Consider the following 12,505-nt stretch of genomic DNA (forward strand, 5'->3'; position numbering starts at 1 on the left):
GGAATAAAAGCGAGGCTGTGACAAAGGTTAAATTTTGTCACAGCCCCACTTTTATTTTGACATTTAAATTATCTTTAGTTATGCAAATTGGGGTCTGCTAACGTCTATTCTGCTTGATTTTTAGTACCAAAAAAGCTGTTTCCGTATTCTTACCACCCTCTAGAAAGGTAAGCTCTCAGAAACAGCTAAAAACAATGTTTAAACAGTGCCTTTTGTCCCACTTGGGGACAACTGCATTGTACTTTAGATTGCCAAAATAAGCAATCAATTCAGACAAATAATTAAGATGTCTTTGCAACTGGTTAAAATCTACCCTTAAAGCTTCAGATCATCACTCACCAAACGATCATATAATTCACGCATCACAAAGATGATTGTCGCAGTTAAAAAGACCGAGAAGGTTACGTCTGAAAAGAAATGAGCACCGATTAACACGCGGGACAAAGCGAGTAAAATTGCATATACGATCCCTGTAATCCAGAGGCGTTTGCGCAGTTTAGTTTGGACAGCGAACCATGAAAATACAATACACAAGGTTCCCGCCATCGAGTGCCCTGAAGGAAATGACTTATGACCGTTTACACCATTAGGATGGAACCATGGGGTAAAGTCTTTTTGTGACGCATTGAGTTCATAGGGACGAACTCGGCCCCAGTAGTCCTTAAGTGCCAAATTTACCTCAAGGGCAAACCAAACAGTCAAAGAAGCAAACACTGCAACTATCAAGTAACGTGTTAGTTGATCATTATCCTGCTTGCCCATCCAGTATTGGACTAATAACGTAATGATCACATAAACTACAATCCATAAAATAAGGGCAGCGCCTGCAGAAAGTTTTACTGTAGCTGCATCACTGTTTGCTAATCCCATCGGTTTGCCAGCATGAATATTCTTTAACGCTGATAATGCATAACTTGAAATTTCATTTAAGTACTGCTTGAGTTGCCAAGCTGAAAGTGCAAAGCCACCGATAAATAAGGTACCTGCAAATAATTTTTCCTCACTGTGCCGCAGAGCATATGCCATGGCAATTTCTCCACATAAAACAAAAATCAAATAAACTGGAAACTCACCGAATGTTTGAAAAACAGTTCCAACAGTACTGTTATAGTTAATTACGGTGTTACTAATCGCTAAATCACCAAATGAGGCGATCGCCAATAAAACTACGCAGATCAGTGCGGCAGTTCCAAATAATTTTTTCTTAGTACTTTCTTCCAATTCTCTCATCTCCCTTAGCTTTAGTTTACCTGTTGATTGTAAAGAAACTGTCATGACTCTATGTTAATTGCGTAAATTAATTAACTTTAAACACTTTCTATTAAAAAAATCGTTTACAGTATGTGTACCTTTTGTCTTTTTAAATTATTTTAGTACCGGCTTCTTCATCAATTTGCTGACTGCGTTTTTGACACTTTTCACAAAGAGTTATGTTAAGGTTTACTAAAGGAGAGTGATTCTATGCAATCTAAAAGAAAACAGTTTTTATCTTTATTACTCACAGTTTTGGTTGTCGAAGCGATTGGCAGCCTGTCAGCCTTATTTGCAGGTAACATTAAACAAACTTATCTCAGCCTAAAATTACCTCTTTTTTCACCCCCAGCCTCGCTTTTTGGCATCGTCTGGCCTTTACTTTACTTATTAATTGGAGTTTCAGGCTACTTATTTTTTTCGCAAAAAAAGCCCCGGCGCAAACAAGTCGTTCTAAGTACGCTTTTTGGGCTTCAACTCTTGGTCAATTTTAGTTGGAGCATTGTTTTCTTTGCTGGTGGCCATTACTGGTGGGGATTCTTATTAATTGTGATCTTAGACCTGCTTGTCTTGTGTTATCTTCTTGAGGTTTATCCTATCCATAAAGGTGCCAGCATACTTTTTTACCCCTATTTTGCATGGCTCTTGTTTGCAACCTACTTAACACTGGGAGTCGCGATTCTTAACTAGCTTCGCATTCAACTTAACAGGCTAGCAACAAAATTAATTACCGCTGCAATTAAAATAGTATTGAACAAAAAGGAAATTAAAGCTTGTCCTAAAGCAGTTTTTCGAAAAGCAGTGGTCGAAAAATTCGTATCAGAAACCTGATAAGTCATTCCGATCGTGAACGCTAGATACGCGAAGTCCCAGAAGTTTGGCAGCTGATCATTGTTAAAGCTTACTCCGCCTTCTCCTTCACCATTATGATCCTTATAATATAGTTCCGCATAATGTACTGTATATAAGATGTGAATCAAACTCCATGAGGAAAAAACACTGAAAATGCAAAAAGCAATCTCAAATGGACTCCCTTTGCTGCCAGTCAACAAAAGTGCGACGACTACAAGGCTGACTACACTAGCAATGATTATTAAAAAATCCAACACAGGATAACGAACACGTTCATTTTGTGTTATTTTCCGCGTTTGTGCCCCCCCATGTGAAAAATAAGCAAAACTGATTAGACTGATCAAAGACAAAGCGGCAGCATCCCATCCCACCAATAATGCCATTTCCCAGTTCACTACTAATTCAGCACACGCTCCAACTAAAATACCGAAAAGATATGAGAAGATAAAACGATTCTTTTTTTGCCGCACCATTTTACGCTTGCTCATTTTTCTCATTGCAAAACTTCCCTTCTCCACACAACTAAGTTTCTCACTCTTTATTTTTGGGGTTATGTGTTACTTGTTTTTCCAGCAACTCTAATAAATTATCGATTTTACGTGATTGCTGCTCTAATTTTTTCTCAACTCTTTTTAATCTACGTTCGGCCACAATATTAGTATGGTAATCATTTTCTGCATCAAGATGGTCGCGTGCCGCTTGCCTATTTTGACTCATCATAATAATTGGTGCTTGCAAAGCTGCTACGCAACTTAAAAAAAGATTTAACAAAATAAAGGGGTATGGGTCAAAGCGTACTCCGAAAAGATGTACTACATTGAGGGCCATCCAAATAAATAACACAATACAAAATGAAATAATGAAACTCCAGGATCCACCAAAACGTGCGACGGCATCTGCAACACGATCGCCCCAAGATTCTTTTTCTGTAAAAGTATTATTTACATTTTTAATCTGATAATCCTCATTTTTTTCATCAATCTTATTCATTGCTTATTTCTCCCATCTTTAGATTTTCCACATAACATATTATAATTTTTGCAGTATAGTTTTAGTTTTTCTGCAAATAAAGTCTGCGCAAATCTGCAAGATCCGCAGCAGACAACTGCATTGCCTTGACTAAATATTCTTGGATGCTGCCGTAATTTTTTATGATCACCTGACGAGCAGCATCCAGTGATGCACCTTGAACATTGAATGAGGAGTTCAGGTCATTAATAAACGCCGCTAAGTTATCATTTTGTAGTTTTTTGCGCAACTCATGCTGGTCGCTTGTTTCATAAACAAGGTTTGTTAACAGATAATCTCTTTTAATAAGTGTATAGTCCACTCCCAAAGCCGAAAGTACCAAAAAACCCGCCACTCCAGTCCGATCTTTCCCAGCAGCACAGTGGAAAAGAACTGACTTGTCTGGCTGTTCATTTTGCAGCAAGGTTGCAAACAACATCCGAAAGGCTAATTGAGCATGCTTGTTCATGACCATCATTTCATAAGGATGCAAAAAATCCTCTTTTTGATCGGTTTCGTGCCCCTCTATCGGCAAATCAGAATGTTCACCATCCCCCAACGGATATACAGGATAAGAAAGATAGCTGGTACTTTTAGGAATCTGATCAGGTGCCATTTCGTGTTCAAAAGGCGAACGCAGATCAATGTCATAAGCCAGCCCATAGCGAGCCAATTGCCAAGTTGCCCTGATTGTTAAGCGGCTCATGTCTCCTGAACGCAGTAACTTTTTCCAACGAATGACTTGTCCATCTTTTGTCGGATACCCGCCCAGCTCGCGCAGATTAATACTCCCGGGAACACTCAAAATCCGCTCCTTTTTCATTTTTATTCACCTCACAGTTTCAAATTAAGCTTATACTTACTCCCTAATTTTAAAGCTTCATCCGCGTAAAACAAAACTTATTACTCGCTGAAAATGTGATTCTCTAAGCACATTTCGGCTGTAAGCTAACAAAAAGCCCCAATTAGAGAAACTGATAAAATCAGTTATCTAACTGGAGCAAATTTAAAAGATTATGCTAAATGTAAATAGTTGACCTATGTCTTACAAAATTTCTGCACAATTATTTATTATTAACGATCTTTAAAGTAGAAAATGTCCGTTGCAAGTTGATAATATCCCATGGCAGGAATTCAGCAATCGTTAAACCAACAATTTCACTGGCTTCTTGAATCGCTTTAAGGTATTCAGCCGCTTGCTTTAGCGTCATTTTGCCATGCGCAGAAGGATACTCGGTTGCATGTGGTTCAGAGAAATATTGTAGTCGGAAGTCATCTGGACTCAAAACATCTAAATCAAAGTGAACAAGAACTTTCTCGAATCCATGCTGTTTGATCCAATCCTGAACTTCAGTTGTTGAAAGAAAGCCTTTGTCTTGAATCTTGTACTTGAGACCGATCTTTTCAAGTGCAGCTGGTTCGTCTTCTGTTAAAGGTTGTAAACCAAGCATCAATACAGAATCCGGATTAAATTTATTATGAACTTCTTTAGCAAGTTCTGGATCGCCATGTCCTAGCAAATTGCCAAGCACCATTGCATGCTCATTGTCATAAAAAGTTGGCTCTGAAACATCTGGATGAGTATCAATCCAAATAATCCCTAGCTTATCACCATACTTCTGATGAAGATAATCAAATGGAACTTGTGAAACAAAACAATTCCCACCGATAGTTACAATTTTAGCAGGGTCTTCTTGCTCTAAAGTACTCCAAATATTGCGAACTTCGGCGATCAAATCCTCTTGTCCGTGAATCCCGTTTTGGAGTTTGTTAACTTGTCCTTGCGGATTAGTTAGTGGCAGCGTGACTTCTTTAATATCATCTGACAAAGGTGCAAGCATAGACATCAATTGCGCCCCGCGATAATACTCAGGGCGATCGCCGGCACGCCAATCTGGAATAACTAGTTTTAATGTATTTTGCATAAAAAAACTCCTTTCTTTAATTCCCATTAAACCACATTCTGTGAAAAACTTTGAAAGCTCAAAAATCATCGTTCAAATTATTGAATCAATAATTTTTAATATAAAATGAAAAATTCACTAATAAAATAATTTTTTTAATGACCCGAAAGAAATTGGTAAAGTTCTTCCAACCGTTTCTTAAGACTTTCCACCTGTTCTTCGGAAAAATGCTGTAACACACCTTCCCACCAAGCATCCATAATCCATTTGATTTTTTGGGCTTTTGCTTCACCAGCAGTCGTCACCGCAATGCTTTTTCCTCTGCTTGAGTTTGGACTTGCTGCTTTAACCAAATCTCCCCGTGCCTCTAAATATTGAAGATCTCTGGTAATCATTCCCGGATCCAAAAACATCCCCTGCGCTACTTCTTTTTGCAGTAACCCGGGATGTTCCGAGATAAAGAGCAGTAAATTGCCCTCCGTTACGTTAACATTGAGTTCTTTCAACTGAATTTTTAATTCAGCATTTAATTTGCGCGTAATGCTCCCCAAATATTTATTTAACAAATGTAAATTTTCCAAAAATAATTCTTCCTCTCATTTAAAATTGACTTGTCAAGTCAATTTTAAACTTATAAAAAAATTTGTAAAGGAAAAATGCGGCGCTTTTAATCTGCGCTTTAAAAAATATTTTTTTGAGCGTCATTTAATGCGCTAATCAATTCAAGATCAAGTCCATGCTTTAATGAATAATTCAAGAAAACCATCCCAGTCGCCACGTATAAGTCGGCCAAATACTCTAACGGGAAATCTTGTAATTTGAACCGTTGCGGATTGCGTTTCACTTGATAGATAAATTCGTCTCTTAACATTGACTTAAATAATTCGTTCAAATCTGATCTTGAGGTATGAATCTGTAACAGCTTTAGTATATATTCTGCTTGATTAGCAAAAAAACGCGTAATTTCTACTAATGACTGCGTAATGTCAAATCTTTCTAGCCGCTGAGTAATGAATTTTTTCAAAATTGCTGCATAATGCTGATTAATCGCCGTGAGTAATGCATATTTATCAACATAATGCCGATAAAATGTCGGACGACTGATCCTGGCAATTTGACAGATTTGACTCACTGTAATCGCTGAAAACTTTTCCTGATCCAATAAGGAAAAAAATGCCTCCCAAATAGACTCGTCAGTTTTGGTCAGCTCGAAAACGCTCATCTTGAAACCCCATTTCAAATTATTATGTGACACATTCCCAATTATTGTTACAAACGTTACACTCAGTTAGCAACTGATACTCGCAATTACTGTGAAAAACAATAACATAAAAAGTAACAAAAGGAGGTAGATCACCATGTACAAAAAATATCTTACTAACGAACAATTCAATTTTCAAATTAATCGTTTCTTGGAACCTTACTACACAGATGACAATGTGCAACAAACGATCAAAGAAAACGCAGAAAAGCTAGTTAATGAAGAAAGCTGGTATCGTGTTTGGAATCAGCTTGGCCTTAAAACCGAAAAAAAAGGTCGTAACGATCTTGCTGCTGCATACTATCAATTAGCTGATTTCTTTTTAGCTGAAGAAGACATTCGAAAAGAACAGACCTATGCAGCTTTTCAGAGAACATTTTACACCAGCATTGCACAGGTACAAATTAAATTTGAAACTGTTCCCTATGCCGGCATGCTGTTGCCAATCGCGCGCTTTAGTCATCCAGGAGCTACTAAAACGCTGATTTTCCATGGTGGTTTTGACTCGTATCTAGAAGAGATCATCAGACTGACACTCACTTCAGGCTTACTCCAGTTAAAAGACTATAACATTATTCTATTTGAAGGTCCCGGTCAAGGTAGAGTTTTAAAAGACGGATTCCCAATGACGCATGCGTGGGAAAAACCGATCAAAGCAATTCTAGACTACTATCAGATAGATGCTGCTGTCTTATTAGGAATGTCTCTAGGTGGATATTTGGCTGTTAGAGCAGCCGCTTTTGAACCGCGCATCAAAAAAGTAATTGCCTTTGACGTCTACTATAGCATGCTCGACTCATTTACGATGAAATTATCTCCCCAGGCGCGCACCGCACTTACAAAAATTGCAAATCCAGCGATTGCAAGTAAAATTGATGCAGCTTTAACTGAAGCAGCTAAATCTAATATTGACCTTGCTTTTAAAATTCGTAAGGGAAACGAAGTGATGCAGACGCACAACGCTTCTGAGTTAATTAAAGCAGCTCAGCAATACACGCTCAAAGGCTGTGAAAAAAAAGTCACCCAAGATGTGCTGCTGCTAGCAGGCAATCAAGATCTGTATGTCCCTACATCCACAATTGCTTTAGTCGCTAAAAAATTAGTTAATGCAAAATCAGTCACACAATTTTTATTTACCGAAAAAAGTGGAGGAGAACGCCACTGCCAAGTTGGAAACAAACAAATTGCCTTTGAAAAAATCATTTCTTTTCTGGAAAAATAGTATTAGCCATGGTTTGTGAGTATTTAGTCGCATTAGAACATGATTTCAACTGCTAAATTTCCATACTGAAACCTTAGTTAATCAATTTTTTAGAAATTTTTGTTAATTTCCTTACAAATTATAAAAAGGAGCGTATTTAGAATGACTAACCGACTAACAAATAAAGTTGCTATCATCACCGGAAGTGCCTCGGGAATCGGCGAAGGAATTGCTCGTTGTTATATCAGAGAAGGTGCTAAAGTCGTGCTTACCGCTAACCATAATATCGTAGGTGGAACCGCATTAGTAAAAGAGTTTGGCACTGAGAACGCTCTTTTTGTCCAACAAGATGTCGCAAGCGAGTCGGATTGGGAGAAAGTTATCGCTGCTACCCTCACCAAATTTGGCAAATTAAGTATTCTTGTAAATAATGCAGGCATCACCGGTCAACTAGTTCCAATTGAAGATGAAACGTTGGAAGACTGGCAAAGAGTCCTTGCAGTTAATCTAACTGGTAATTTTCTTGGTGTGCGTGCTGCCATCCATGCAATGCAAAAAAGCAATCAAGCACAAGGCTCAATTGTAAACATCTCCTCTGATGCTAGTCTGGTTGGCTTTCCTTTTGCTCCTGCTTATTCACCAAGCAAAGGTGGAACCCGTTTATTGACGCACTCTGCTGCTCTTTCGCTTGCACATCGTGGCATCAATATTCGCGTTAATTCTGTTCACCCTGGTTGGATTGATACCCCAATGGTACCGCAGGATATCTACGCACAAATTATCCCCGAAATTCCGCTGAAACGTTTGGGAAAACCACAAGACGTCGGTGAACTTTGTGTCTACCTCGGAAGTGACGAATCAAGTTATGCAACTGGTGCAGAGTTTGTTGTCGATGGCGGAATACGTGCTTAAATGTTCGCTAAGTTGACTTTTAAACATTTTTGATCCGACTGTAGAAGTTCAACTTGTAATTTATTCACAATGATGCTACCATACTTTTATGAATATCAAACTATCAGACAATGATTTTCGGCGTGCGGAAATTTTCAAATGTTTATCTGACCCGAATCGACTTCAACTAATTCGTTTGCTTTATAAAAACAAAAAGGAGATGAGCTGCACTGAACTAGGAGAGCATCTTAATTTAACGCTTTCCACTGTCTCTTATCATTTCAAAGCACTCCGATTAGCCGGGCTGACAAACACAATTAAAGATGGCCGCACTAAGTATGTTTCACTTAGATACGAAACATTTGCAAAATTCTTACCGGGATTTTTAGAAACCCTTCTGATTGACTAGCAGAAGGGTTTGTTTTTACAGAATACTTTCATAATCATAAAAGTATAAAAATAAAAGAACTTGAAGGGACTCTTTTTATGCAAAAACAAAGCACTTCATATCCAATTATCTTTTTTTTAGTAATGTTCGTCGTTGGAACAGATACATTTTTAATCTCGCCACTCTTACCAACACTCATCAAATTCTACGGGATTTCAACTGCCACTTCCGGGTTGCTGGTAAGTGCTTATGCTTTAGGATATACATTGAGTGCTTTAGTTGCTGGGCCAATTTCTGACAGTCATGATCGCCGCAAAATATTATTAACGGGATTATTATGTTTTGCTGGCGCCACCTTTTTTTGCGGCTTGGCAAATACCTTTTGGATAATGATGCTAGCCCGACTGCTTGCAGGCATCAGTGCTGCTTTTATTGGTCCGCAGGTTTGGGGTTCAATTCGATTAATAGTTCCTCAGGAAAAAATTGTTGCTGCGATGGGGCTGGCAGCCGCTGGTTTAGCAGTTTCACAGATTATCGGAATTCCTCTTGGAAGCTATTTGGCCATTGTCTCTTGGCGTTTTCCTTTTTTCTTCATTGCTTTTCTTGCACTTTTACTTTTGGGCCTTTGTCATGTCAGCTTACCTAGCCTTAATCAAGCTAACGCAACACCCCAACTAAAATTCACCGCTGTCTATCAGGAACTCTGGTACAATCAACAGGCACGATTATCTCTACTAGCCTATTTCATCTTTCAACTTGGAAACTTTTGCTCACTTTCTTTCATTGGAACTTGGTTCAACAAAAGTTTTCAACTGAGTGTTGGTCAAATAGGAACTGCAATGATTTTAATTGGGTGTGGTAATCTTATTGGTACCCTTTTAAACAGTAAGCTGGTAGTTTTTGGGGAGTGAAGAGAACTTTCTTTGGCGGGCTCATAGTCTACATTTTGCTCTACACATTGGTTGCAACTTCTAAAACGCTATTTGTTGCCCAAATTCTATTGACTTTAATCTTTGTGGTCGGTGGAATCATTTTCCCTTTGTTCATGACTAACTTGCAAGCAACTATCACAACAGCTCGCAGTACCATTTCTTCAGTTTCAAATGCAGCAATGTTTTTAGGTGAAGCACTTGGAGGCTTTGCTGGTGGAATTTTGATTGCAAATTTCCCTGGCTTTTGGGGTATTGGAATTTTTACAGCTCTGTTAGCCTCCATCTCTTACTTATTATATGCGCTCACCCTGCATTTTTGGTAAACCACTATTCAGTGATCATTCACATTGCAGCTTCTGCTTTCATTGTTCTGGTCAACACCCGTTTTTTTTAAATTGGTTGTTCAGCCAAGTTGACATGCCTGCCAAAGAACCTAATAATTGAATTAAATTAATTCAATTCCAGATCACATAAAATAATTGGAGGAATCATAATCATGCCAAAAGCATTGCTAATCATTGACTACACCAACGACTTTGTTGCTACTAATGGAGCTTTGACGGTTGGTCCACCTGCACAAGAGCTTGCTCCTGCGATCGTCGACTTAGCCGCCCAATTCAAGCGTGCCGGTGACTTTGTTTTCTTACCGACCGATGTTCATACTCCTGCTGACCCTTATCATCCTGAAACTAAGCTTTTTCCGGCACACAATGTGCGTGGGAGCTGGGGACGAGAGCTGTATGGTCCCCTTGCCCAATGGTATGCCGCTAATAAGGGACAGCAAAATGTTATTTTTTTTGATAAAACCCGCTATTCAAGTTTTGCAGGTACCCCGTTAGATCTCTGGCTGCGCGAGCGTCAGGTGACTGAAGTCCATCTTGTAGGTGTTTGCACCGATATTTGCTTATTGCATACAGCAGTTGATGCTTATAACTTGAACTATCCACTGGTTATCCACCAAAAGGCTGTTGCCACTTTCAAACCTGGAGGACAAGCATGGGCGCTTGATCATTTTAAAACAGTCTTAAATGCTAAGATTGTTTAACAAAAGACTTGCAGCATGCTTAGTCCTTGGGTAATTCATACTTAAATGAAAAAAGATTGCTCATTGGAACATGTTAATTGGATACTAAAAAAGCAAAGGGACTGTGACAAAAATTAAATTTTGTCACAGCCCCTCTTTTATTCCGGATAAACGTGTTCCATAAGTCAAAATTCTCCGTCTAACTGCGAATTACTCATAGCAAAGTACTCGCTATGTTCGTAATTTCGAGTTAGCACTCAAAATTTTCCCGACTTATGTCACACTCTCTCTTTTATTCCACATAATAACCGCTAACAAACACGTACAGGTTTTGCTTAAATCAAATTAAAAGCAGTTTGCTTATAGCCGTACCTCATATGATTGTGCGACCCGATCAGCAGCCATGCGACCCTCATGGATCCCCCAGATAACTAAACTTGGACCACGCCGCGCATCCCCTGCAACTAAGACTTGATCATCATTAGTCGTATAATCATCATTCACCTCTGTGATCTCAAAGGCTGATAAGACTGATTGTTGCGCTCCAGTAAAGCCCATTGCTAAAAGCACCAAATCAACCGGTTGCTCAGCTTCAGTTCCTGCAACTGGTTTAAACAGTTGTACATCACTCGTAGTCATGCTAGTAAGTTGCCCGTTTTTACCCTTAAATCCAACAGCGGTAGACTCATAAGATGTCAGCTCACTTCCAAAAAGCTGCTGCGCCTCTTGTTGACCATAGCCTGTTTTAGCAACCATTGGCCATTGTGGCCATGGGTTACTAGCAGCACGTTTCGTGGGTGGTCGTCGCGTAATTTCAAGCTGTTGAATTGCTGCAGCTCCCTGACGGACTGCGGTTGCAATACAGTCATTTCCAGTATCTCCACCGCCAATTACAACCACCTTCTTGCCAGCTAAGCGCTGGTTAGCCCGTGGTCCATCTTTAAGAACCTGTTTGGTGGCGAGTGTTAAATAATCAACCGCCTGCATGATTCCTTTAAGTTCACGACCTGGAACCTGCAAGTCGCGAGCTGCACGTGCACCAATGGTTAAAATAATCCGCTCATATTGAGCCTTAAGCTCTTGTGCAGTCACATCCACTCCAACATTTGTATTTACCACAAATTTAATTCCGACAGCTTCCATCACCTTAATTCGACGTGCAACAATCTCTTTTGGCAATTTCATATTAGGAATCCCATACATTGTTAAACCGCCTGGTCGATCGTCGCGTTCATAAACTGTAACATCGAAACCAAATTTATTCAGCTGCCAAGCTGCCGATAAACCAGCAGGACCACTACCAACGATCGCAACTTTAATGCCATTGCGCCGGACAGGCATTCCGCTGTCAACTACCCAATCGTATTTGAAACCTTGTTCAATAATAAAACGTTCATTATCTTTAATCGTAATTCCCTGTCCATGAAGCGCCTCATTACAAGAAACTTCACAAGGAGCCGGACAAACCCGACCAGTAAATTCAGGGAGTGGATTCGTTTTGGTCAATCTTTCAAAAGCTTGCTTATCTTCCTGCCGATATACCAGATCATTCCACTCAGGAATCAAATTATCATTCGGACAGCCACCAACTGCACGTCCACCAGCATAAAAGAAACCAACGTGACAGTGCGGTACTCCACAATTCATACAACGTGCTGCCTGGCGCCGTCGTTCTTCATCACTGAGCGGGCCTTGCATCTCTTCAAAGTCTTTGATGCGTTCTGCCACACTGCGATATGGGTTATTGACCCGTGGATATTTCATAAAACCAAATGGATCTGCCATTTTCGCTT

Annotated in this window: 13 protein-coding genes and 1 pseudogene; 6 read left to right on the forward strand and 8 right to left on the reverse strand. The window is 39.5% G+C overall.

The genetic code is table 11. The annotated features are described in order from the left end of the window. Positions 1 to 315 precede the first annotated feature (315 nt). Positions 316 to 1,221, reverse strand: a complete 906-nt coding sequence (locus FD50_RS08885; RefSeq protein WP_056961200.1) for a phosphatase PAP2 family protein — start codon at positions 1,219 to 1,221, stop codon at positions 316 to 318. Positions 1,222 to 1,461: 240 nt separating this feature from the next. Here FD50_RS08885 and FD50_RS08890 point away from each other — a divergent pair, with 240 nt between their 5' ends. Further along, on the forward strand, positions 1,462 to 1,941 hold the full coding sequence (locus tag FD50_RS08890; RefSeq protein ID WP_056961201.1) for a TspO/MBR family protein: 480 nt from the start codon (positions 1,462 to 1,464) through the stop codon (positions 1,939 to 1,941). Between the two features lie 8 nt (positions 1,942 to 1,949). Here the strand turns inward: FD50_RS08890 and FD50_RS08895 are convergent, their stop codons facing one another. The 6 genes from FD50_RS08895 to FD50_RS08920 form a co-directional block, all read right to left on the reverse strand. Continuing rightward, a complete protein-coding gene (locus FD50_RS08895) occupies positions 1,950 to 2,600 on the reverse strand; it encodes a DUF1345 domain-containing protein (protein WP_054758033.1) in 651 nt (216 codons plus the stop codon). A 34-nt stretch (positions 2,601 to 2,634) separates the two neighbouring features. After that, on the reverse strand, positions 2,635 to 3,093 hold the full coding sequence (locus tag FD50_RS08900) for a DUF1003 domain-containing protein (RefSeq protein WP_056961202.1): 459 nt from the start codon (positions 3,091 to 3,093) through the stop codon (positions 2,635 to 2,637). Positions 3,094 to 3,154: 61 nt separating this feature from the next. Continuing rightward, on the reverse strand, positions 3,155 to 3,934 hold the full coding sequence (locus FD50_RS08905; protein WP_056961203.1) for a tyrosine-protein phosphatase: 780 nt from the start codon (positions 3,932 to 3,934) through the stop codon (positions 3,155 to 3,157). A gap of 241 nt (positions 3,935 to 4,175) precedes the next feature. Further along, positions 4,176 to 5,036 (reverse strand): arginase family protein, encoded by an 861-nt coding sequence (locus FD50_RS08910; protein ID WP_056961204.1) that lies wholly within the window; start codon positions 5,034 to 5,036, stop codon positions 4,176 to 4,178. Between the two features lie 134 nt (positions 5,037 to 5,170). Further along, positions 5,171 to 5,596: a MarR family winged helix-turn-helix transcriptional regulator gene (locus FD50_RS08915; protein ID WP_056961205.1), complete on the reverse strand. Its 426-nt coding sequence runs from the start codon at positions 5,594 to 5,596 to the stop codon at positions 5,171 to 5,173. Positions 5,597 to 5,694: 98 nt separating this feature from the next. Then, complete coding sequence (locus FD50_RS08920; RefSeq protein WP_056961206.1) at positions 5,695 to 6,237, reverse strand: TetR/AcrR family transcriptional regulator; 543 nt, start codon at positions 6,235 to 6,237, stop codon at positions 5,695 to 5,697. A 136-nt stretch (positions 6,238 to 6,373) separates the two neighbouring features. On the opposite strand from FD50_RS08920, the gene FD50_RS08925 reads away from it, so the two are divergent. From FD50_RS08925 to FD50_RS08945, 5 genes and pseudogenes are all read left to right on the forward strand, one after another. Next, the gene (locus FD50_RS08925) at positions 6,374 to 7,498 is read left to right on the forward strand and encodes an alpha/beta fold hydrolase (RefSeq protein WP_056961207.1); all 1,125 of its coding nucleotides are present in this window, start codon (positions 6,374 to 6,376) and stop codon (positions 7,496 to 7,498) included. A gap of 141 nt (positions 7,499 to 7,639) precedes the next feature. Then, positions 7,640 to 8,389 carry a glucose 1-dehydrogenase gene (locus tag FD50_RS08930; protein ID WP_056961208.1) on the forward strand — a complete coding sequence of 250 codons (750 nt, stop codon included), beginning with the start codon at positions 7,640 to 7,642 and terminating at the stop codon, positions 8,387 to 8,389. Between the two features lie 88 nt (positions 8,390 to 8,477). Then, complete coding sequence (locus FD50_RS08935; RefSeq protein ID WP_054758026.1) at positions 8,478 to 8,777, forward strand: ArsR/SmtB family transcription factor; 300 nt, start codon at positions 8,478 to 8,480, stop codon at positions 8,775 to 8,777. 77 nt (positions 8,778 to 8,854) lie between these two features. Further along, positions 8,855 to 10,011: pseudogene (locus tag FD50_RS08940) on the forward strand (MFS transporter). Positions 10,012 to 10,184: 173 nt separating this feature from the next. Beyond that, on the forward strand, positions 10,185 to 10,733 hold the full coding sequence (locus tag FD50_RS08945) for a cysteine hydrolase family protein (protein WP_056961209.1): 549 nt from the start codon (positions 10,185 to 10,187) through the stop codon (positions 10,731 to 10,733). Positions 10,734 to 11,072: 339 nt separating this feature from the next. On the opposite strand, the gene FD50_RS08950 is transcribed toward FD50_RS08945, so the two are convergent. Beyond that, positions 11,073 to 12,497, reverse strand: coding sequence for a glutamate synthase subunit beta (locus FD50_RS08950; RefSeq protein ID WP_056961210.1), 1,425 nt, complete (start codon positions 12,495 to 12,497; stop codon positions 11,073 to 11,075). Between the last annotated feature and the right edge of the window lie 8 nt (positions 12,498 to 12,505).

It is taken from the genome of Liquorilactobacillus satsumensis DSM 16230 = JCM 12392 (genome assembly GCF_001435195.1).
In the GTDB taxonomy this organism is placed as follows: Bacteria; Bacillota; Bacilli; order Lactobacillales; family Lactobacillaceae; genus Liquorilactobacillus; species Liquorilactobacillus satsumensis.